Below are 21,005 nucleotides of genomic sequence, written 5' to 3' on the forward strand. Positions count from 1 at the left end.
CTCCCGCGGCTGGGAAAGGACACTCGTGCTACGAGTCATCGGCAAACGCCTTCTTATGCTGATCCCCACCCTGATCGGCCTTTCCATCCTGCTTTTCCTGTGGGTGCGCAACCTACCGGGCGGTCCGGCAACCGCGCTGCTCGGAGACAAGGCCTCCCCGGAGGCCATTGCCAACATCAATAAGGCCTACGGATTCGACCGGCCCCTGATCGAGCAGTACTTCACCTATGTCGGCAAGCTGCTTCAGGGCGACTTCGGCACTTCCATTACTACGGGACGCCCCGTACTGGAGGAGTTCGCCACCCGTTTCCCCGCCACGCTGGAACTGGCTGTCGTCGCGCTCATCTTCGCCATCGGTATCGGCATCCCGCTGGGCTACCTTGCCGCCACCCATTACGGGCGTTTCTGGGACCACTCCTCCGTGGTCCTGTCCCTGATCGGCGTCACCGTCCCGGTCTTCTTCCTGGCCTTCATCCTCAAGTGGGTGCTGGCCATCCAGCTGGGATGGTTCCCCACCGACGGACGCCAGGATCCCCGTATCGACGCGACGCACGTCACGGACTTCTACGTCCTGGACGGACTGCTCACGCGGGAGTGGGACGCGTCCTGGGACGCCGTCCTGCACCTGGTGCTGCCCGCCATCGCGCTGGGCACCATTCCGCTGGCGATCATCGTGCGCATCACCCGCGCGTCGGTCCTGGAAGTCCAGGGAGCGGACTACGTGCGCACTGCCCGGGCCAAGGGCCTGATGGAGAAAACCATCCGCGGCCGGTTTGTGCTGCGCAACGCCATGCTGCCCGTGACCACCACCATCGGCCTGCAGACCGGCCTGCTGATCTCGGGAGCGGTGCTCACCGAGACGGTCTTTGCCTTCAGCGGTATCGGCAGGTTCCTGAGGGACGCCATTTTCGCCCTCGATTATCCGGTCCTGCAAGGATTCATTGTCTTCATCGCCGTGGCGTATTCACTGATCAACCTGCTGGTTGACGTGTCCTACGGCTTCATCGATCCAAGGGTGCGTGTCCAGTGAGTACTACTCTGCCCCCCGCGACCGGCGGGTCCGTCCTTCCCGAAGGAGCCCCCACCGCCAAGCCGGCCACCGGAAGCGGAATGTGGAAAGACGCTTTCCGCCGGCTGCGCCGCAACCCCTCGGCGATTGCCGGCGCCGTCATCGTTGGGCTGTTCATCCTGGTGGCCATCCTGGCCCCGCTGCTCGCCCCCTTCGGCGGCGACGACCTGCCCGGCCGCACCGACATCACCCCCACCAGCATTCCCGGGCCGGGAGATATTGACGGCTATCCCCTGGGCCTGGACCGGTTCGGCGGCGATGTCCTGTCCAAGCTGATCTGGGGCGCACGGGCGTCACTGATCATCGGCGTGGTGTCCACGGCGCTGGGTCTCGCGGGCGGTGTGCTGCTCGGTGTCATCGCCGGCGGCCTGGGCGGCTGGGTGGACAGCGTGATCATGCGCTTTGTCGACATCCTGCTCTCGGTGCCGAACCTGCTGCTCGCCGTCAGCGTCGCTGCCCTGCTCGGACAGAATGCCGCAGCAATCATGATTGCCATCGGCGTCTCCCAGGTGCCCATCTTTGCCCGGCTGCTGCGCTCCTCGATGATCTCCCAGCGCAGCGCGGACTACATCCTGTCTGCGCAGACACTGGGGTTGAGCCGGCGCACCATCACCATGAGCCACCTGCTGCCCAACAGCATGGGCCCGGTGATCGTCCAAGCGACCCTGACCCTGGCAACGGCGGTCATCGACGCCGCTGCGCTGTCCTTCCTGGGACTGGGCGGAGGCCTGCCGCAGACCGCCGAATGGGGCCGGATGCTCACCTACGCCCAGGCTGAACTCGGAGTGGCTCCGCAGCTGGCCTTCCTGCCCGGTATCTGCATCGCCGTGACGGCCCTTGGCTTCACCCTGCTGGGCGAGTCCCTGCGCGAAGCGCTGGATCCCAGGACCCGGCGAAAGTAGCCGCCCGGAACGCCGGCATAAACAAAGGAAGGGCTCTCCATCCGGAGGGCCCTTCCTTTGCATCCGAACCGGTTCAGGCGCCGTCGAGCGCGCCATCCCCGCTGCCGTCCCCGGCGTCGAGCGAAGCGAGGTAGCCGGCGTTGCCGAGCACGGCCGGGACATACCGCTCCAGGTCCTCCGAGGAGACATTCTGGGCGAGCAGGACCAAAACGGCGGCGAGCGCCGCGTTTACCTTGCCCGCAGCATGCAGGGTCAGGGCCTCGAAGACGCCCAGGGACACCGAATCGGGAAAGGCCTGCCGGGCGCGGGCAAAGACCGCCAGTGATTCGGCGGAACGGCCGAGGATGCGGAGGGTGCTGCCGTACTGGAGGTAGCAGCGCCGCAGCACGTCCCCTTCCAGGCCCAGTGCCAGTGCCTGCTCGTAGAATCCTGCGGCCGTTTCCTCTTCGCCTGCCGTGTCGTAGGCGCCCGCCACCTCGTACAGGACGCCGGCATTGTCCGGATGGCGGCGAAGGACCTCCAGCAGCGCTGCGATGGTCGGTGCCATGTCCTCCCGGTCCCGGGCGGCAAACACCTGCTGGAGTTCGGTCTCGAGGTCCGCTGCGGGACCCGCCTGCAGTCCGGCCATCGTTACGAAGCCAGCTCGCCGTCAATGTTGAGCTCGTTGCCGGGAATCGACGCCAGGAGTTTCCGCGTGTAGGGATGGCGGGGATTGGAGAAGACTTCCTCCGAGGTGGCCGCCTCCACGAGCTCGCCGTCCTTCATCACGCACACGTAGTCGGAGATCAGCCGGACAACCGCCAGGTCATGGGAAATGAAGAGGTAGCTGAGGCCGAACTCGCGCTGCAGGTCCCCCAGCAGCTGCAGGATCTGCGCCTGCACCAGGACGTCCAGTGCCGAAACCGGCTCATCGCAGACAATCAGCTCGGGCTTCAACGCCAGGGCACGCGCGATGGCCACGCGCTGGCGCTGCCCCCCGGAGAGCTCGGCCGGGTAGCGGTGCAGCATCTCCGGAGGCAGTGCCACCTGCTCCATCAGTTCCAGCACGCGCCGGCGGCGCTCCGCCTTGTCGCCGCGGCGGTACGTCTTGAGCGGCTCCTCCAGGATCCGTTCGATGGTGTACATGGGATCAAGGGAGGAATACGGGTCCTGGAAGATCGGCTGCACCCGCTGCCGGAATTCGCGCAGCTGGACCTTGTCCAGCGTGGCAACGTCCAGGCCGTCAAAGGTCATGGTTCCGCTGGTGGGTTCAATCAGCTTCAACAGCATCCGCGCCGTGGTGGTCTTGCCGGACCCGGACTCCCCCACAATGGCAACGGTGCGGCCGCGCGGTATGTCCAGGGTGACGTTCCTGGCGGCATAGAAATCCTCGGAACGTCCGCGGATCTTGAACACCTTGGTGAGGTCGCGGAATTCCACGATGTTATCCGGCGCGGTCTCCGTCCCGGCGGGTGCGGCTGCCAGTTCGCCGGCGGCCGGCGACGCGGCAGCGGTTCCGCTCTTCGGCCGGGCATGCCCGGCAAAGGCGCCGGGGCTCAGCCGGACAGCTGCCACGCTGGGGGCTGCACGGACCAGCGACTGGGTGTACGGGTGCTGAGGGTCTTCCAGGAGCTGGCGGGCGGGGCCGGTTTCCACTACCTCGCCGCGGTGCATAACCACCAGTTCGGAGGCACGTTCGGCAGCCAGTCCCAGGTCATGGGTAATCAACAGGACGGAGGAGCCCAGCTCCTCGGTCATGCGGTCGATCTGGTCCAGGATGGTCCGCTGGACCGTGACGTCCAGGGCACTGGTGGGTTCGTCTGCAATCAGCAGCCGGGGACGGCAGGCCAGGCCGATGGCAATCAGGGCACGCTGGCGCATGCCGCCGGAAAACTCATGCGGGTACTGCTTGGCCCGCTCGGCGGCGTTGGGCAGCCCTGCCGCAGTGAGGACCTCCACGACCTTCCGGTCCACGTCCTTGGACGTGGCCATGCCGTGCACCAGCAGGGTTTCGGCGACCTGGGTACCGATTTTGGTGACCGGATTGAGGTTGGACATCGGGTCCTGCGGCACCAGTCCGATGGAACGTCCGCGGATGGCCCGCATCTTGGATTCGGGAAGGCCCACGAGTTCCTGGCCGTCGAAGCGGATGCTGCCCGACGCGACGGTGCCGTTACCCGGCAGCAGCCCGATAACGGCCATCGCGGTAGTGGACTTTCCAGACCCGGACTCCCCAACGATGGCCAGCGTTTTTCCCGCCGGGAGGGAGAAACCGGCGTTGCGCACGGCGGGTACTTCTCCATCCATGGTCCGGAAGTTAACGGCGAGGTTGCTCACCTCGAGCAGGGGCGAATCAGTGCTCAAATCAGTCATTTCCCCATCCTGCCCCACTCTTGCCCCTTGTGACGCGTGTCTCACAGCTGTTTACCCGTTTTTAATCATTTAGAATGAAGAATCACTGAAAAATGAGGGATGGAGCGTCCCGGAGGAGTATCACCGTGACCGATTCCGGCACCGCCAAATCCGGCACCGCTAAATCCGGCACTGCCACACCCGGCAGCCCCGCCCTTTCCCGCCGGTCCGTCATCCGCGCAGGCGCGGTTGCTGCGGCCTTGATGCTCGCCGGCTGCACCGCAGAAGCGGATTCACCCGCTACTGCCTCCACTGCACCCACTCCGTCCGGACCCGCGGGGCCCAACGCGCGGTTCACCTTTGCGACGGCGGCACGCCCCGTCACGCTGGACCCTGCCCTGGCTGCGGACACCGAGTCCTACCGGGTCACCCGGCAGGTTCTGGAAGGCCTGGTCGGCGTCGATGCCCTGACCTCGGCCCCGACACCGTTGCTGGCAAAGCGCTGGACCAAGTCCGAGGACCGCAGGACGTACACCTTTGAGCTGCGGCGTGACGTCACCTTCCACGACGGCGAGCCCTTCAACGCGGAAGCCGTGCGCCGGAACTTCGAACGCTGGTACACCCTGCCGGAATCAGCGCGCAGCAATTCCCTCATGTACCGCTCCGTCTTCCGCGGGTTCTCGGACTCCCCGAAGACGGCGGTTTACCGGGAATGCGTCGTGGAGGACGAATACACGGTACGGGTGGAACTCACCGAGCCGCTGGACAGCTTCATCCCGGCCCTTGCTGCTCCGGCGTTCGCCATGTCCTCGCCGAAGGCACTGGCGGACGCCCACGCCGATGACCTCACCCAGGAACGCAACGGACGGAAGGTTTCCGGCTACGGCGTCTCCCCGGTAGGCACCGGCCCGTTCCGCTTCGTCAGCTGGAACGGGGACGCCGTGGAACTGGCGGCCTACCCGGAGTACTGGGGCGAGGCCGGACAGATCGGCACCGTTGTCTTCAGGACCATCTCCAGCCCGGAGGGCCGGCTGCGTGCCCTGAAGAAGGGCGAAGTGGACGGCTACGACCTGGTGACGGTGAACGACGTCGGAGACCTGGCCCGCAACGGGCTGCAGATCCAGCAGCGGGACCCGTATTCCATCCTCTATCTGGGCATCAACTCCAGCTTCCCCGGACTGGACAGCGTGCTGATGCGCCGGGCCGTAGCCCATGCCATCGACAAGCCCGCCGTCCTGGACGGACTGTTCCTGAACGGCACCAAGCCTGCCGGCCAGTTCCTCCCGGAAAAGCTCGGCCTGACGTCGGACAGCGTTACCGGCTACGGGTACGACGTCGAGAAGGCAGGCGAACTGCTTAAGGAAGCCGGCTATGACGGCCGCGAACTGCCCTTCTACTATCCCCGCCGCGTCACCCGCAGCTACCTGCCCACACCGGAGAAGGTGTACGCCAGGCTCAGCAGCCAGCTCACCGCCGCCGGGTTCAATATCCGCCCCGTCCCGGTGGACTGGTCCGAGGGGTACCTCGAAAAGGTGCAGGGCAAGGAAGACCGGGCCTTCCACCTGCTGGGACTGGCCGGAACCTACGAGGCCGGGGACAACTTTGTCGGCACCCTGTTTGGCGGTTACACCGACGAATTCTCCTATAACGACCCCGAAGTATTCAGCGGCATCGAAAAGGCACGCTCGCTCGGCGACGGGCAGGAACAAACCGACGCGTACCACGCCATTAGCGACCGGATTTCCGAACGCGTGCCGGCCGTACCCCTGGCCTTCCCGATTTCCGCCCTCGCGCTGTCCCCCCGGGTGGCCGCCTATCCCACCAGCCCCGTCCTTCACGAAGTCTTCAACCGGGTCACGCTGGCGGAGCGGTAAGTCCCTGCGGCAGGCGGCCGCGGCTTAGCCCTTCCCCCTCCCGCCGGGAGGCTAAGTACAGCGATAATTTTAGGAAGACATGTGGTCGGGGATACGCTTCTAGGGCTAGCGCCCACGCGACTGGAGAACAAGTTGACTGCTAATAGCCCGGCGGATAATTCCGCAACGAAAACTGATGTACTGCTGATCGGCGGCGGCATCATGAGCGCCACCCTTGGTGCGTTCCTGAAGCAACTCCAGCCAGATTGGGACATTTCCCTCTATGAGCGCCTTGACCGGGCGGGGCTGGAAAGCTCCGATCCCTGGAACAACGCGGGAACCGGCCATGCCGCGCTCTGCGAACTGAACTACAGCCCGGCCGCGGCCGACGGCTCCGTTGACCCGGCGAAGGCGGTGGGCATCAACGAGCAGTTCCAGGTTTCCCGGCAGTTCTGGTCGCATCTGGTCTCTGCAGGCCATATCTCCAACAACTTCATCAACCCGCTGCCGCACATGAGTTTCGTCTGGGGTGACGCGCATTCAGAGTACCTGCGCCGCCGCTACGAGTCGCTGAGCGCACAGCCCCTGTTCAAGACCATGGAGTTCTCCGAGGATCCGGCCAAGCTGGCTGAATGGGCACCGCTGATTATGGAGGGCCGCGAGCCGTCACAGCGCGTTGCTGCCTCCCGCGTCGCCGGCGGCACCGACGTTGACTTCGGTGCGCTGACCCGTGAACTGGTCAACTACCTGGGTGCCAACGGCGTAAACCTGCACTTCGGCCACGAGGTCGGCAACGTGTCCCGCTCTTCCACCGGCGGCTGGGATGTCAAGGTCAAGGACCGTGCCAGCGGTACCACCCGCACCGTTTCCGCCCGCTTCGTCTTTATCGGCGGCGGCGGCGGAGCCCTGCACCTGCTCCAGGCATCCGGCATCCCCGAGGGCAAGGGCTTTGGCGGCTTCCCCGTCTCCGGCCAGTTCCTTCGCTCCACGGACGATTCGATCATTTCCCGGCACAACGCCAAGGTGTACGGCCAGGCCTCGGTCGGTGCTCCGCCCATGTCCGTGCCCCATCTGGACACCCGCTTCGTGAACGGGAAGCGTTCGCTGCTGTTCGGACCGTACGGCGGCTTCTCCCCCAAGTTCCTGAAGACCGGTTCCTACCTGGACCTGCCCCTTTCGGTCCGTCCGTCCAACCTGGTGCCCATGCTGGGCGTGGCCAAGGACAACATGAGCCTGGTCAAGTACCTCGTCACCGAGGTAATGAAGACCCGCGAAGGCAAGACCCAGGCACTCCAGGAATTCATGCCCTCCGCGAAGACCGAGGGCTGGGACCTCATCACCGCAGGCCAGCGCGTGCAGGTGATCAAGAAGGATCCGAAGAAGGGCGGGGTGCTGCAGTTCGGCACCGAGCTCATCACCGCCGCCGATGGCTCCATCGGTGCCTTGCTGGGTGCCTCCCCCGGCGCGTCCACGGCGCCGCCCATCATGATCAACCTGCTCAAGCGCGCCTTCCCCCGCCAGTTCGACGGCTGGGAGCCGAAGATCAAGGAAATGATCCCGGGCTACGGCGTCAAGCTCAATGACAACGAGCACCTGGCGGCGGAGATCGAAGCCGACACCAATAAGGTCCTGGGACTTTCCTAGCACCCGGCAGTATCCGCGGCGTAGGCTGCCCCTCCGGGCAGACCTGCGCCGCGACATGCGTTCCGGCGCCGGCATAGCCGCGCCGCCCAACTCCAGTTCGCCCTTCCTAAGGCAGGATCATGGATCGTTTGGCCAGGCTGTCCCTCTCCAACCGGGCGCTCATTGCCCTGATTACGGTCTTCGTGGCTGTTTTCGGAGTGATTTCAATGAGCTCCCTGAAACAGGAACTGATCCCGTCGCTGGAGTTTCCGCAGATCAGCGTCATCACCGCCCTGCCCGGTGCCTCCCCCGAAGTGGTGGATGCGCAGATCAGCGAACCGCTGGAAGGCGCCCTCACCGCAGTCGAAGGCCTTGAGTCCTCTTCGGCCACGTCACGTTCGGGCATTTCCACCATCAGCCTGACCTTCGCCTACGGCACCGATCTGGACCGGGCACGCGGGCAGGTGGACCGGGCCATCTCCAACTCCCGGCAGTTGCTTCCCGACGATGCGAATCCGCAGTCACTGGCCGGGAGCATCAGCGACTTCCCGATTGTGTACCTGGCGGTGTCCTCGGACGAGCCCCTGGCCGAACTCAACGCGGACCTGCAGCGACTGACGGTCCCCCGGCTGCAGAAGATCGAGGGAGTCCGCACTGCCGAGGTCACCGGCGGTGCAACCCGCCACGTAGCCATCCTGCCTGACAACGCCGCGCTGGCTTCCTCCGGGGTCACTGCCGCCGCGATTGTTGATGCCCTGGAGAACAGCGGCGCCCTGCTGCCGGCCGGAACTGTCCAGGAAGACGGCCGCACCCTGTCGATCCAGGTGGGCGCGCCGCTGGACAGCCTCGAAAAAATCTCTGCGCTGCCGGTCGAGTCCACGGAGTCGACGCCGGGCAGCACACCGGTCACCATCGGCGATGTGGCCTCCGTGGACATCACCGAGGATGAGGCCAGTTCGATCACGCGCACCAACGGTGAGGCCACCCTCGCCGTGTCCATCACCAAGACCCCTGCCGGGGACACGGTAGGCATCTCCCATGAGGTCATGGACCTGCTGCCCTCCCTCCAGGACGAACTTGGCGGCGGCGCCGTCTTCACGGTGATCTTCGATCAGGCCCCGTTCATTGAAAAATCCATCTCCGACCTCACCACCGAGGGCCTGCTCGGCCTCGGGTTCGCGGTGCTGGTGATCCTGGTCTTCCTGCTTTCCATCCGCTCCACCCTGGTCACCGCCGTCTCCATTCCGCTGTCCCTGCTGGTGACCTTCATCGGGCTGCTGGCCTTCGGCTACTCCCTGAACATCCTCACCCTCGGCGCATTGACCATTGCGATCGGCCGGGTGGTGGATGACTCCATTGTGGTGATCGAGAACATCAAGCGGCATCTGGGCTACGGCGAGGATAAACGCACCGCCATCCTCACCGCAGTCCGCGAGGTCGCCGGCGCCGTCACGGCGTCGACCCTCACCACCGTGGCGGTTTTCGCGCCCATCGCCTTTGTCGGCGGACTCGCAGGCGAGCTGTTCCGGCCCTTCGCTGTGACCACGACCCTGGCGCTGCTGGCCTCTCTGCTGGTCTCGTTGACGATTGTGCCGGTGCTGGCGTACTGGTTCCTGAGGTCCTCGCCGCAGGTTGCGGATCCGGCCGCCTTCCGCGCCGAGGCCGAGGAACGCGAGTCGCGGACGCTCCTGCAGCGCGGCTACCTGCCGATCCTGCGTACCACCCAGCGCCACCCCGTCTACACGGTGACCGCCGGACTGATCATCCTGGTGGCTACGGCCGCCATGACCCCTCTGCTGCCCACCAACCTCCTTGGCGACACGGGCCAGAACACGTTCAGCGTGCGCCAGGAGCTGCCTGCGGGCACTTCCCTGGATCGCACCTCCGAGGCTGCCGGGGAAGTCGAAAAGGTCCTGGACGACGTCGAGGGCATCAAGGACGTCCAGGTGACCATGGGCACCTCCACCTCCGGGCTGGCAGCGTTCACCAGCGGGGGCTCCTCGGTAGCCAACTTCACGGTCATCACTGAGGAAGGCGTGGACCAGGTGGCCCTGCGGGATACCGTGCGGTCCGCCCTTGAGGACGTAGACGATGCCGGCGAGGTCACCCTGGGCAGCACCGGCGGCGGCTTCGGCACCTCCAACACTGTGGACATTTCCCTGTCCGCCGGGGATCCCGCGGATCTGCAGCCGGCCAGCGACGCCATCGTTGAGGCGATGTCCGACCTGCCCGGCGTCGCCGAGGCGAGCAGCAACCTGTCCTCCTCCCAGCCGGTGGTGCAGGTCAGCATTGACCGGGGCAAAGCCGTTGCTGCGGGACTGAACGAGCAGCAGATTGCCGGTTTGGTGGCCTCCACCATCAGCCCGCTTCCGGCCGGAACCGTGCGGCTGGGCACCGATGACCTTCCGGTGCTCATTGGGGAAGGCACCCCCATCACTTCCCTGGAGCAGCTGAACGGCATCTCCGTGCCGGCCGGGTCCGGGACCGTACCGCTGAGCGCCCTGGCCACGGTGGAAGAGGTGGAGGTCCCGACGTCGGTTTCCTCCTCCGGCGGCGAACGCACCGCCGTCGTCTCCGTCTCGCCCGACGGCGACAATCTCGGTGCCACCATCACCGAAGTCCAGTCCCGGCTGGCGGACGTCGATCTGCCGGCCAGCGTGACCGCGGAACTCAGCGGTGCCGCCACCCAGCAGAACGAGTCCTTCACCCAGCTGGGGCTGGCCCTGCTGGCGGCCATCGCCATTGTCTACGTGATCATGGTGGCAACCTTCAAGTCCCTGCTGCAGCCGCTGATCCTGCTGGTTTCCATTCCGTTTGCCGCTACCGGTGCCGTCCTGCTGCTGCTGCTGACCGGGGTTCCGCTGGGCCTTCCCTCGCTGGTCGGTATGTTGATGCTGGTGGGCATTGTCGTGACCAACGCGATTGTCCTGATGGACCTGATCAACCAGTACCGGCAGCCGCGCGGCAATGAACCGGCCATGAATGTGGAGGACGCCATCTTCCGCGGCGCCCGCCAGCGGCTGCGCCCGATCCTCATGACCGCTCTGGCGACTGTTTTTGCGCTCACCCCGATGGCGCTGGGGATCACCGGCGAGGGCGGTTTCATTTCACGTCCTCTGGCCATTGTGGTGATCGGCGGCCTGATCTCCTCGACCGCACTGACGCTGATCCTGGTGCCGGTGCTCTACCGTCTGGTGGAGGGAACCCGGGAGAAGCGGCAGCAGCGGAAGGCACAGGCGACAGCGCAAGCGAGCGAGGCAGAGGTTCGCGCCTAGCCGGGCAGGTCGGCTGCCGGTACGCAGGGCTAGCCTCCTGGGTGAGGCGGCAGGCTCAGAAAGGTGGCACCGCATCCGGCTGCGGATCCGCAACCTGGCCAGCGGCCGCCTCCGTTTGTGGCGGTCCGAGTTCCAGGAACGGCTCCGTACGGTAGACGCGGCCGGTCGGCGAAGTCCACTCAATCACCCCTGGCGCGGGCTGACACGCTTTCCAGAAGCCCAGAGTCTTGAACCGGTGGTGCCGCCGGCAGAGGTGTTCCAGGTTTCCCTGAGCCGTGGGACCGCCGCGGGCCCAGTCGACGGTGTGGTCAATGTCCGAAACCGCGGCGTTGACCCTACATCCGCTGAACCGACAGGTTCCGTCCCGGGCGCGAAGCCAGCGGCGGAGCCCGGCCGGGACTTTTCTGCGCCGTCCCACCCCGAGGATTTCTCTGGTCTTTGGGTCCTGAGCCAGCCCGGTCCAGCCGACGGCGTTGCGGGCCAGCCTGCGGGCTTCTTCGGCGCTGATGGGGCCGTAGCCGTGCAGTTCTGCCGGCTGGTCGTCGGCTCCGAAGAGGGTTTCGGCGCTGATCAGCACCATGATTTCGGTCCGAGGGACGATTCCCTCGTCCGGTCCGGCTGGGTGATCGGGGCCGCCCTTCGATCCGCTGCCTAAGCCGGTTCCGTCCTCGCCCCGGTTGGCTGTGCCAGTGTCATTGCTGGTGTGGCCGGTGCCGGGCCGGACTCCGGTCGCGTCTCGGGTTCCGGCCTCGTCCGGGGTTCCGGGCGTCGTGAACAGTCCCCGGCTGCCGGCCATCAGCAGCTGCGCCAAAATATCTGCGCGGAGCTGAACAGCGGTCCGGGAATCCCCGGCCGCCTGTTCACCCCGCGCTGCAGTACTAAGCGTTGTGTAGATCTGCTGGGCTTCCGCTGCCCGCAGGTATGCCGACAGGCAGGACATGCCGTCCTCTTCGCGGTCCAGGGTGACCTTGCGCTGCTCGAACGCGGTCAGATGCCTCTTACTGACGGTCTCGGGAAACTTCTTTTCGCGCAGCCGTCGAGCCTTGCAGGCGAACTGGGCGCGGGTCTGGCCGTCCGCTGCTGCCAGTAGGTCAGCTTCGAACCCGGGCACTTCCGCGGCCGGCACGTTTTGGCACTGATCCAGGATCACCTGCGCGTGGGCGTAGCTCAGGCGTCCTTCTTCCAGGTTTTGCAGTGTTGCCGTCTGCGAAGTGCAGAGGCTCATCGCTTCACTGAGGAGCCGCTGACCGCTGACCTCGGAACATGCAGGATGGCCGCGCATTCAGACGCTGCAAGGCTAAAAGCCATCCCCGGTTCGATCCGCGCGGAAGGGGTATATCTGTCGTCCCGGAAGAGCTCCCCCATGCGGTTGACCAGGCGGGCCTGCAGCGCCTGCCCCCAGGAGATCAGGTGCGCGACCCGGCTGAGCGTTTCCCCTACTGCTTGGTCGTCGAACGATTCAAGGTTCTGCAGGGCGAGTGTCCCGGTAAAACCGTCCGGATAACTGAAGGCAGGATTCCCGGCTTCGAAATCGTTGGCTGGGGCAGCTCCGGCATCGGGAGCTGAACTGCCGGCTTCGGATTCGGGGGTGGTGGGAGCTCCGGGATGAGCGGCCTCGGCGTGCCCGGCAGGAACGGGACCCGTGTCAGGGGCGGAATGGTCCGCTGACTCGGTGCCGGGCTTGGCATGTGCAGCCGCGGAAGGCTCAGTGGCCAGATCCGCCCGATATACCGCCAAAGTAACGGGAGGGCAGGGCGCCTCCGCTTCACCAGCCTGCCCCGCCGGCTGCTGGTCCTCATGGTCTGGCTCTTCAGTTGTCCGTCCGGTATTCCCGAGCTGATCCATACCTCACGATTTCATCCGGCACTGACATTTCCCGCCCGAAAACAGGCCAAAAATGGTGCCCTCCAGAAACGAAAATTATCCGTCTTTTTACCCCGACTACCTACGTGTACGAGGCTGCGAGTTCTAACCCGGAATTCCCCTGTAAGCCCTTCTCTACGCTCCAGCGTCGTCCTCAACCTTCAACGCCTCCGCCTCCCCAGCCCTCCCCCGGGAGCCCCACCCGGGAATGAACCATCCCAAGTCACGGTTGAAGGATAAGTGCATGCATATGCATATACTTTAAGATCACCCCAATTTCCGGAGGCCAACATGCAGATCGGTGTCTTCAGCGTCAGCGACATCACCCAGGATCCCGTCACCGGGCGGATTCCCACCGAGGCAGAGCGGATCAAGGCGGCCGTCGCCATCGCCCGCAAGGTCGAAGAGATCGGCATGGATGTCTACGCCACCGGCGAGCACCACAATCCGCCCTTCTACGCGAGCTCCCCCACCACTCTGCTGGGCTACATTGCCGCGCAGACCGAGCGGATCATCCTCTCCACCACCACCACGCTGATCACGACCAATGACCCGGTCAAGATCGCCGAGGACTTCGCCATGCTCCAGCACCTCGCCGACGGCCGGGTGGACCTGGTCCTGGGCCGGGGAAACACCGCACCGGTCTACCCCTGGTTCGGCAAGGATCCGCAGGATTCGGTGGAACTGACCGTGGAGAACTACAACCTCCTGCGCCAGCTGTGGGACAAGGAAACTGTGAACTGGGAGGGCAAGTTCCGCACTCCCCTGCGCAACTTCACAGCCACACCCCGCCCGCTCGACGGCGTCGCACCCTTTGTCTGGCACGGTTCCATCCGCACGCCGCAGGTGGCCGAAATCGCCGCCTACTTCGGCGACGGTTTCTTCGCCAACAACATCTTCTGGCCGAAGGAGCACTACATGCAGCTGATCGGCCTGTACCGCGAGCGCTACGAGCACTACGGCCACGGCCGTGCCGACCAGGCGATTGTGGGACTTGGCGGACAGTTCTTTATGCGTAAGAACTCCCAGGACGCCGTGAACGAATTCCGCCCGTACTTCGACAACGCCCCGGTGTACGGCCACGGGCCGTCCATGGAGGACTTCACCGCACAGACCCCGCTCACCGTGGGCAGCCCGCAGGAGGTGCTGGAGAAGACCCTGAGCTTCCAGGAGTACTTCGGCGACTACCAGCGCCAGCTGTTCCTGATCGACCATGCAGGCCTGCCGCTGAAGACAGTGCTGGAACAGCTGGATCTCTTCGGGGAATACGTACTCCCGGAACTGCGGAGGGAATTTGATTCCCGCCGCCCGAAGGATGTTCCCGAAGGACCCACGCATGCTGCACGGGTGGCCGCCCGGAACGCTGCCGCAGACCAGGCAGCCGTCCCGCAGTCCCCCGCGGTTCAGTAGGCTGGGACGATGCACCCTACCAATGACGTCACGGCGAAACAGGCAGCCGAAGCATGGGAGTCCCTGTTCCGCGTCCAGGTGGGCGTCATGCGGCGCCTGCAGCGGGATCCGGAGTTTCGGGAACTGACCATGCGGGAGTACGACGTCCTGTTCAACCTGACGCGCTGCCCCGGAGGCTGGATACGGCTCAATGAGCTCAACGAGCACCTACTCATCAGCCAGCCCAGCCTGAGCCGGATGGTGGACCGGCTGCAGGCCCGGGGCCTGGTGCAGCGCCGGCCGGCAGAGCAGGACCAGCGCGGCGTCGAACTGGCGCTGACCGAGGAGGGCCGGGCGGTCCAGCGGCGCCTGGGCCGTATCCACGTGCGCGGGATCCATGAACTTCTCACTCCCGCATTGGACAGCGCCGAGCTGGACCGCCTGAAGGAATTGACGGACAAGGTCCTGGCCAGCCTGGCCGACTAGCGTACGGCTAGGCCGCAGCCTCCTCCGACGCCGCCGCCGCCGCCAATGGAGGATCGGCAAACGCCAGCCGGGGCACGAGCAGCAGGACGGCGGCCGCGATAAACGCCGTCACTGAACACACAGCCCAGACTGTCAGGTAGCCCTGCAGCGGTGCCACCGTCCCGGCGTCGGCCGCTCCGCCCGCGAGGGCGTCCGCAGCTGCTCCGGCCAGTGCAATTCCGAAGACCGCCGAGGCGAAGGACCCGCCGATGGTCTTGGTGGTATTGGTCAGTCCGGTCGCCATGCCGGTCCGGTTCAGCGGTGCCGCAGCAGCGGCAGCCGAGGGAAGCGCGGCCACCAGCGCTCCGGAACCGAGCCCGGCCACCACCATGTTCATCAGGGCCTGCGGCAGGGTGTCGTGGAAGGGCAGGAAAAGCCCGTAACCGACGCCGACGAGGAGCGAGGCCCCCACCAGGGTGTTCCTCGGGGTGGTCCGCCGTGCCGCCAGCGGGAACAGCAGGGCACCTACGAGCAGGGCAAGGACATAGGTGCCGATAATGATGGACACCTGCGAGGCAGCCAGCCCCAGGCCGTAGCCGTGCAGACCGGGATCGGTGCGGGCGAAGGTGGACATGGGTGCCTGTGCACCAAGCACTGAGATGCCGAACAGCCCGGCGGTCAGCTGGACGGGCCACATGGACGGGCTGCGCAGCATCCGGAAGTCCACCAGCGGATCCTTCTGCCCGAGCTCGTACCGGACAAAGGGGATGAACGAGGCGACGCCGGCGGCAAGCACGGCCCACACCCACCAGGTGCCCGGACCGTTGATCCGCAGGAAGGTCAGCCCGGAGGTAAGCAGCAGCAGCCCGGCCGCCAGCAGTACGAATCCGGTCCGGTCCACGGTGCCGCCGTCCAGTGCCGTGGATTCCGGCACCCCGAAGTGCACCGCGAAAATGCACAGGGTCACCGCGGCGGCGGGCAGGCACAGCGTGAACCAGAGCGGGAAGTGCTCCACCAGGACCCCGCCCAGCAGGGCACCGCCGATCACCCCCAGCTCCAGTGCACCCACCAGCAGTCCCGCCGCCTTGCGGGTAAGTACTGCCCGGTTGGGGGCATGGCGCACCCGGCTGAAGATCAGGGCAATCTCCATCGGCAGCCAGACCACGTAGAAGCCCTGGAGCGACCACGCCGCCAGGAACGTCCAGAAATCCGGCGCGAAGGCCACGCCCCAGGAAGCCGCGGCGGTCAGGACCGTGGAAACCAGCAGGATGCGTTTGTGCCCGTAGATGTCCCCGAGCTTGGCCAGGATCGGTACGGCGAGCGCGCTGAGCATCAGCTGGGCGGATTCAAACCAGTTGACGTCGCCGTCGTCGATCCCCAGGTGGCGGGCAATGTCGGTGAGCAGGGGCGTGTAGTAGCCCTGCAGGATGCCGCTGGTGATTTCGACCAGCACCAGGAACCCCACGAGGGGCCCGATCATGCGCAGCCCGGGCAGGGACGGCGCGGGCATCAGAGCGCCCCCATCAGGACCTTGTAGAACGCGATGCCCTCGCCGAACGTTTCGATGCCAAGCCTCTCGTTGTCGGCATGGATGCTGGCCCGGTCCGCGGCACTCATCCGGAAGGGGGCGAAGCGGTACACCGCGTCGCAGATGGACGTGAAGCGCCGCGCATCGGTTCCGCCAAGCATGATGTACGGCACCGGGACGGCATCCGGGAAGCACGTCCGGATGGTTTCCTCCAGCAGGGCGAACTGGGCGTTGTCCGTCGCGGAGACCGGCGAGGGCTCGTTGCCCTCCACCACGCGCAGGCCCACCTGGGGATCCCGGATGATCGAACGCAGCCGGGCCACCGTAGAGGCCACCGTCTCCCCGACGGCGACCCGGATGTTGGCATTGGCCGTGGCACGCGTGGCGAGGACGTTGGACCCCTTGCTCCCCCGCAGCTGGGTCACCGCGACGGTGGTGCGGGTCATCGCGTTGGGTTCGCCGCCGAGCAGGCCGAACACCCGGGTCAGCGCGCCGCGCAGATGTGCCGCGTTGCCCAGCACCAGGCGCGGCAGCAGCGGCGCCGATCCGGAAAGCCGCTGGACCATTTCCACGCTTACATCCGGCAGCGACGCAGGGAAAGGACGACGGTCCAGACGGACGACGGCGCGGGCCCGCCCCGCCGGCGCCCCCATCCGATTCGGTGTGGAGGCGTGGCCGCCGGGATCGTCCACCGCCAGTTCGACGTCGAGGATGCCCTTTTCGGAGACGCCGACGACGGCGAGCGGAACGGTAACGAAGGGGAAGGCACCCGAGGCGACCGCTCCCCCTTCATCCAGCACCAGCCAGGGACGGATGCCGCGTTCCGCGAGCAGGGCAGCGGCAGCAGCAGCCGTGTCGCCGGCCGTTTCCTCATTGTTGCCGAAGGAGAAGTAGATGTCCCCCGCGGGTGCGAACCCCTCCGCGAGCAGCTGCTCGGCCGCCTCGAGCACGGCGGCCAGTGCGCCCTTGTCATCAAGGGCGCCGCGGCCTTCGATGGAGGTTTCCGTGACCGTGCCGGCGAACGGCGGGTAGTCCCACCGGTCCGGATCCTCCACGGGGACCACGTCATAGTGGGCCATCAGCACCGCGGGCCCCCGTCCGGATGCTGTGCCGCCCGGCGTGCCGGGCCAGCGGTACAGCAATCCGAACCCGTTGACCCGCTCCAGCTGCAGGGCTGCGGAAACCCGCGGAAACAGTTCGGGCAGCGCAGCGATGAAGGCCTCGAACTGCTCCGTCTCCACTTCCTCCGGCACCCGCGAGGAGACGGTTCGGTAGGTCAGGAGCCGGGCAAGTTTCGGGGCGGCGGCGCGGCCCAGGGCAGCGGCGGATACGGCGGCGGGAGAGCTAAGCATGGGCCGAGTGTAGCGGGTGTGCCGCCCATCACATGCCGGCGTCCGCGGCGGCGTTCAGCAGCGGCAGCATCCGTCCCTGGAAGTGTGTGTTCAGCACAATCACCGAAGAGGTCCGCAGGACGGTGTTGGTGGCTACGATTGCGTCGATCACCCGCTGCAGGTCCGAATTGGACCGCGCGGCGACCCGGGCCAGCAGGTCGCTCTCACCGGAGACGGTATGCACCTCCTGGATTTCCGGAATCCGGGACAGCGCCGAGACCACTGCGTCATGGCCCGTATCCTGCCGGATGGTGAGCGAGCAATAGGCGACGACGTCGTACCCCAGGGCCTCGGCGTCGATCCGCGGACCCCACCCGGCAATCACTCCGGTCTCCTGCATCCGGTCCAGGCGCGCCTGGACGGTGGCCCGGGCAACGGCGAGCCGGCGCGAGGCCTCCAGCACCGACATCCGGGGGTTGTCGGTGAACAGTGTGACGATACGGGCATCCAGCGCATCCGTGGGCATGGGGTCCTTTCCGGGACGAGGCACAGGCAGTGCACAAATTGTATAGGCAGCAAGGCTGCAGGGCGGACGGGAGGACACACAGACCGGCCTTAAGATGGAATCCGGTGTACAGTTCCGCAGCGGCATCCCTGCCCGCAGGCGGCGGCACCGGCAGCCAATCCGTTCGTTCTAAGGCCTCCCCCGTTATGCCCAGTTCCGCCCGCCCGTCCAGCACTGATACTGCACTTCCGGCCGGGGAACCGTCCGGAGCGCGGAAGATGCAGCCGAGGCACCTTGTCCTGATGAGCCTCGGCAGTGCCATCGGCACCGGCCTTTTCGTCGGGTCCGGTGAAGGCATCGCAGCGGCCGGTCCCGCGGTGCTGATCTCCTTCCTGATTGCCGGAACCATGGTGATTCTCATCATGCGCATGATGGGCGAGATGGCGGCAGCCGACCCCAGCAGCGGCGCGTTCTCCGTGTACGCGGAAAAGGCCCTGGGGCGGACGGCGGGCACCACCGTCGGGTGGATGTGGTGGTTCCAGATTGTGATCGTGATAGCTGCGGAGGCCACGGCGGCTGCGGCCATCGTCGCCTCGCTGGTCCCCGGCGTCGAGCAGTGGATGCTGGCACTGGCGTTCATCATCGTGTTCACGGCCGTCAACCTGGCCGGGGCAGCCAGCCTGGGTGAATTCGAGTACTGGTTCGCCATCCTGAAGGTGGCGGCAATCATCATCTTCCTGGCGGTGGGCGTCGCCTTTGTGGCCGGACTGCTTCCCGGCGTCCCGTCACCGGGAACCTCCAACCTCTTCGGCAACGGCGGCTTTATGCCCAACGGGCTGACCGGCGTCGCCTCGGGACTGCTGCTGGTGGTCTTCGCCTTCGGCGGCACCGAGATCATCACCATCGCCGCGGCGGACACGGAAGAGCCGTCCAAGAACATTGCCGGGGCCATCAACTCGGTGATCTGGCGGATCCTCGTCTTCTACATCGGTTCGGTGCTGGTGATGGTCACGGTGCTGCCCTGGGACAGTGAAGCACTGAGCACCGGGCCTTTCGTGGCCGTCCTGCACGCAGCGAAGGTGCCCGGCGCGGACACCGTCATGGCGGTCGTGATCGTCATTGCCCTGCTGTCCGCGATGAACGCCAACCTGTACGGCGCCTCCCGGATGATCTATTCCCTGGGCGAGCGCGGCCGGGCACCGGCAGCCCTGGGCCGGCTCGGCTCCGGCGGGGTGCCGCGGCGGGCGGTGCTGGCCTCGGTGGTGTTCGGCTTCATTGCCGTGGTGCTGAACTACCTCTACCCCGAGACCGTGCTGATGATCCTGCTCAACACCGTCGGGTCCACCTGCCTGGTGGTCTGGGGCATCTCCATCGTTTCCCAGATCATCCTGCGTAAGCGCGCGGAGGCCGCCGGCGTCGAACTCACGTTCAAAATGTGGGCTTTCCCCTGGCTCTCCTACTTCGCGCTGGCGCTGCTGGCGGGCATCGTGGTCCTGGGCTTCTTCGACCCGGACGTCCGCGTCCAGCTGCTGGCGACGGCGGCCCTCAGCACCGTGCTGGTGCTGCTGGCCTGGTCCTTCGAGCGGCGCAGCGCCGCGAAGGCCCGCACGGCACCCGCGGACCCGTCGGAATAGGCCGGCCCGCTCCGGATAGACCGGAGAGGCCGGATAGGCAAACTGCCAAGGCCAGTTAGGGACTGAACGACACATTTGTACAGAATGTGTCATGTTTCGCGGGCTGTTTGCCCACTGTGGCGGAAGCCACTAGGTTTCGGACTATGGACAATAACCTGCAACCTGCGGCCCTGCCGGCGGAGGAACTCCGCCGGCTCTACCGTCTGGTGACCGCCGTCCGGCAGTTGGACCTCGCCGCGATCGCCTGGCAGCGCCAGGGCATCATTCCCGGCTACGCCCCGGAACTGGGCCAGGAAGCCGCCCAGGTGGGCAGCGCCTTCGCCATGGATCCCAAACATGACTTCGTGTTCCCCACGTACCGGGAAATGGGTGTGGCACTGACAATGGGCGTGGACATGACCGCCTACATGTCCACCCATAAGGCCAGCTGGCACGGCGGCCTCTACGATCCGGTGCAGACCCGGCTCGCCCCCATCCAGGCAGTGGTCGGCGGATCCGTGCTGCATGCCGTGGGCTGGGCGCACGGGCAGACCCTGGCCGGGAACCCCGGCGTGGCCCTGACCTACTTCGGCGACGGCGCCAGCTCCCAGGGCGATGTCCATGAAGCAATGAACTTCGCCGGGGTCCTGAAGGCACCGGTCATCTTCTTCGTCCAGAACAACGGCTGGGCCATTTCGCTGCCCACCGAGGCCCAGGTGGCCGGCGGCACCGTCGCCGCCCGTGCGGCCGGATACGGAATGAAGGAAATCACCGTCGACGGCAACGACGCCGCCGCCGTCGTCCTCGCCACGCGCGAGGCCGCCGCGCACGCCCGCGCCGGACACGGACCGGTGCTGATCGAGGCCATGACCTACCGCCGCGGCCCGCACTCCACCAGCGACGACCCCGGCAGGTACCGGACCCTGGCGGAGGAACGGCGCGACGAAGGGGCAGACCCTGTGCGGCTGCTCGCAGACCGGCTCGTGGCGGAAGGCATCGCGGACTCCGCGTTCCTGGACGCTGCACTGCAGGACGCCAATGCCAACGCGGACCGCGTCCGCGAGGGGGTCATGGCACTCGGCCCGCGCCCCGGATCCGAAATGTTCGACTTCGTTTTTGCCGAGCCCACCGAAGCGCTTAAAGCCCAGGCCCGTGCCTGGCGGGAGGAATCCGAACATGTCTGAGCAGCCAAGCGGCGCCGTCGCGTCCTCCGATCTGGAAGCCGCTGCCCGGAACACCGAGCAGACCGCCGCACAGG

16 protein-coding genes are annotated in these 21,005 nt (G+C 66.3%); 9 read left to right on the plus strand and 7 right to left on the minus strand.

The features are described from left to right. The first annotated feature begins 25 nt into the window (after positions 1–25). On the plus strand, positions 26–1,030 hold the full coding sequence (locus tag LOC60_RS00135; RefSeq protein ID WP_230020630.1) for an ABC transporter permease: 1,005 nt from the start codon (positions 26–28) through the stop codon (positions 1,028–1,030). After that, entirely contained in the window at positions 1,027–1,971 is a 945-nt protein-coding gene (locus LOC60_RS00140; protein ID WP_442860352.1) for an ABC transporter permease, read from the plus strand. Before LOC60_RS00135 ends, LOC60_RS00140 begins: the two co-directional genes overlap by 4 nt. A 73-nt stretch (positions 1,972–2,044) precedes the next feature. Here the strand turns inward: LOC60_RS00140 and LOC60_RS00145 are convergent, their stop codons facing one another. Both LOC60_RS00145 and LOC60_RS00150 read right to left on the minus strand, forming a co-directional pair. Beyond that, entirely contained in the window at positions 2,045–2,599 is a 555-nt protein-coding gene (locus tag LOC60_RS00145; RefSeq protein ID WP_230020631.1) for a tetratricopeptide repeat protein, read from the minus strand. Between the two features lie 2 nt (positions 2,600–2,601). Then, positions 2,602–4,323 carry an ABC transporter ATP-binding protein gene (locus LOC60_RS00150; RefSeq protein WP_230020633.1) on the minus strand — a complete coding sequence of 574 codons (1,722 nt, stop codon included), beginning with the start codon at positions 4,321–4,323 and terminating at the stop codon, positions 2,602–2,604. A 125-nt stretch (positions 4,324–4,448) separates the two neighbouring features. Between LOC60_RS00150 and LOC60_RS00155 the strand changes: the two genes are divergently transcribed. The 3 genes from LOC60_RS00155 (at position 4,449) to LOC60_RS00165 (ending at position 11,053) form a co-directional block, all read left to right on the plus strand. Then, positions 4,449–6,176 carry an ABC transporter substrate-binding protein gene (locus LOC60_RS00155; RefSeq protein ID WP_331460752.1) on the plus strand — a complete coding sequence of 576 codons (1,728 nt, stop codon included), beginning with the start codon at positions 4,449–4,451 and terminating at the stop codon, positions 6,174–6,176. A gap of 132 nt (positions 6,177–6,308) precedes the next feature. Beyond that, the gene (locus LOC60_RS00160; protein WP_230020635.1) at positions 6,309–7,799 is read left to right on the plus strand and encodes a malate:quinone oxidoreductase; all 1,491 of its coding nucleotides are present in this window, start codon (positions 6,309–6,311) and stop codon (positions 7,797–7,799) included. A gap of 119 nt (positions 7,800–7,918) precedes the next feature. Continuing rightward, entirely contained in the window at positions 7,919–11,053 is a 3,135-nt protein-coding gene (locus LOC60_RS00165) for an efflux RND transporter permease subunit (RefSeq protein WP_230020636.1), read from the plus strand. A gap of 55 nt (positions 11,054–11,108) precedes the next feature. On the opposite strand, the gene LOC60_RS00170 is transcribed toward LOC60_RS00165, so the two are convergent. Together LOC60_RS00170 and LOC60_RS00175 are read right to left on the minus strand one after the other, a co-directional pair. Then, on the minus strand, positions 11,109–12,278 hold the full coding sequence (locus LOC60_RS00170) for an HNH endonuclease (protein ID WP_230020637.1): 1,170 nt from the start codon (positions 12,276–12,278) through the stop codon (positions 11,109–11,111). Continuing rightward, a complete protein-coding gene (locus tag LOC60_RS00175; RefSeq protein ID WP_230020639.1) occupies positions 12,275–12,898 on the minus strand; it encodes a hypothetical protein in 624 nt (207 codons plus the stop codon). The genes LOC60_RS00170 and LOC60_RS00175 overlap by 4 nt, the downstream gene beginning before the upstream one ends. A gap of 309 nt (positions 12,899–13,207) precedes the next feature. Between LOC60_RS00175 and LOC60_RS00180 the strand changes: the two genes are divergently transcribed. Both LOC60_RS00180 and LOC60_RS00185 read left to right on the plus strand, forming a co-directional pair. Next, positions 13,208–14,326 (plus strand): CE1758 family FMN-dependent luciferase-like monooxygenase, encoded by a 1,119-nt coding sequence (locus LOC60_RS00180; protein ID WP_230020640.1) that lies wholly within the window; start codon positions 13,208–13,210, stop codon positions 14,324–14,326. Between the two features lie 9 nt (positions 14,327–14,335). Continuing rightward, positions 14,336–14,791 (plus strand): MarR family winged helix-turn-helix transcriptional regulator, encoded by a 456-nt coding sequence (locus LOC60_RS00185; RefSeq protein WP_230020641.1) that lies wholly within the window; start codon positions 14,336–14,338, stop codon positions 14,789–14,791. A 7-nt stretch (positions 14,792–14,798) separates the two neighbouring features. Here the strand turns inward: LOC60_RS00185 and LOC60_RS00190 are convergent, their stop codons facing one another. Genes LOC60_RS00190 through LOC60_RS00200 form a run of 3 tightly spaced genes read right to left on the minus strand, consistent with a single transcriptional unit; the run spans position 14,799 to position 18,155 of the window. After that, positions 14,799–16,280 (minus strand): MFS transporter, encoded by a 1,482-nt coding sequence (locus tag LOC60_RS00190; RefSeq protein WP_230020643.1) that lies wholly within the window; start codon positions 16,278–16,280, stop codon positions 14,799–14,801. After that, the gene (locus LOC60_RS00195) at positions 16,280–17,650 is read right to left on the minus strand and encodes a M20/M25/M40 family metallo-hydrolase (RefSeq protein ID WP_230020646.1); all 1,371 of its coding nucleotides are present in this window, start codon (positions 17,648–17,650) and stop codon (positions 16,280–16,282) included. The genes LOC60_RS00190 and LOC60_RS00195 overlap by 1 nt, the downstream gene beginning before the upstream one ends. 28 nt (positions 17,651–17,678) lie before the next feature. Further along, entirely contained in the window at positions 17,679–18,155 is a 477-nt protein-coding gene (locus LOC60_RS00200) for an Lrp/AsnC family transcriptional regulator (RefSeq protein ID WP_230020647.1), read from the minus strand. A gap of 281 nt (positions 18,156–18,436) precedes the next feature. Between LOC60_RS00200 and LOC60_RS00205 the strand changes: the two genes are divergently transcribed. Together LOC60_RS00205 and LOC60_RS00210 are read left to right on the plus strand one after the other, a co-directional pair. Then, positions 18,437–19,768, plus strand: coding sequence for an amino acid permease (locus tag LOC60_RS00205; protein WP_331460753.1), 1,332 nt, complete (start codon positions 18,437–18,439; stop codon positions 19,766–19,768). 143 nt (positions 19,769–19,911) lie between these two features. Next, entirely contained in the window at positions 19,912–20,931 is a 1,020-nt protein-coding gene (locus LOC60_RS00210; RefSeq protein ID WP_230020649.1) for a thiamine pyrophosphate-dependent enzyme, read from the plus strand. Positions 20,932–21,005 lie beyond the last annotated feature (74 nt).

The organism is Arthrobacter sp. zg-Y769, assembly GCF_020907405.1.
Taxonomy (GTDB): domain Bacteria; phylum Actinomycetota; class Actinomycetes; order Actinomycetales; family Micrococcaceae; genus Arthrobacter_B.

Bases quoted from the DNA above. Each gene is read 5' to 3' on its own strand.
- LOC60_RS00185 (WP_230020641.1), top strand. From the start codon at position 14,336: ATGCACCCTACCAATGACGTCACGGCGAAACAGGCAGCCGAAGCATGG.
- LOC60_RS00145 (WP_230020631.1), bottom strand. From the start codon at position 2,599: ATGGCCGGACTGCAGGCGGGTCCCGCAGCGGACCTCGAGACCGAACTC.
- LOC60_RS00195 (WP_230020646.1), bottom strand. From the start codon at position 17,650: ATGCTTAGCTCTCCCGCCGCCGTATCCGCCGCTGCCCTGGGCCGCGCC.
- LOC60_RS00205 (WP_331460753.1), top strand. From the start codon at position 18,437: ATGAGCCTCGGCAGTGCCATCGGCACCGGCCTTTTCGTCGGGTCCGGT.
- LOC60_RS00150 (WP_230020633.1), bottom strand. From the start codon at position 4,323: ATGACTGATTTGAGCACTGATTCGCCCCTGCTCGAGGTGAGCAACCTC.
- LOC60_RS00175 (WP_230020639.1), bottom strand. From the start codon at position 12,898: ATGGATCAGCTCGGGAATACCGGACGGACAACTGAAGAGCCAGACCAT.
- LOC60_RS00165 (WP_230020636.1), top strand. From the start codon at position 7,919: ATGGATCGTTTGGCCAGGCTGTCCCTCTCCAACCGGGCGCTCATTGCC.
- LOC60_RS00210 (WP_230020649.1), top strand. From the start codon at position 19,912: ATGGACAATAACCTGCAACCTGCGGCCCTGCCGGCGGAGGAACTCCGC.
- LOC60_RS00200 (WP_230020647.1), bottom strand. From the start codon at position 18,155: ATGCCCACGGATGCGCTGGATGCCCGTATCGTCACACTGTTCACCGAC.
- LOC60_RS00190 (WP_230020643.1), bottom strand. From the start codon at position 16,280: ATGCCCGCGCCGTCCCTGCCCGGGCTGCGCATGATCGGGCCCCTCGTG.
- LOC60_RS00170 (WP_230020637.1), bottom strand. From the start codon at position 12,278: ATGAGCCTCTGCACTTCGCAGACGGCAACACTGCAAAACCTGGAAGAA.
- LOC60_RS00180 (WP_230020640.1), top strand. From the start codon at position 13,208: ATGCAGATCGGTGTCTTCAGCGTCAGCGACATCACCCAGGATCCCGTC.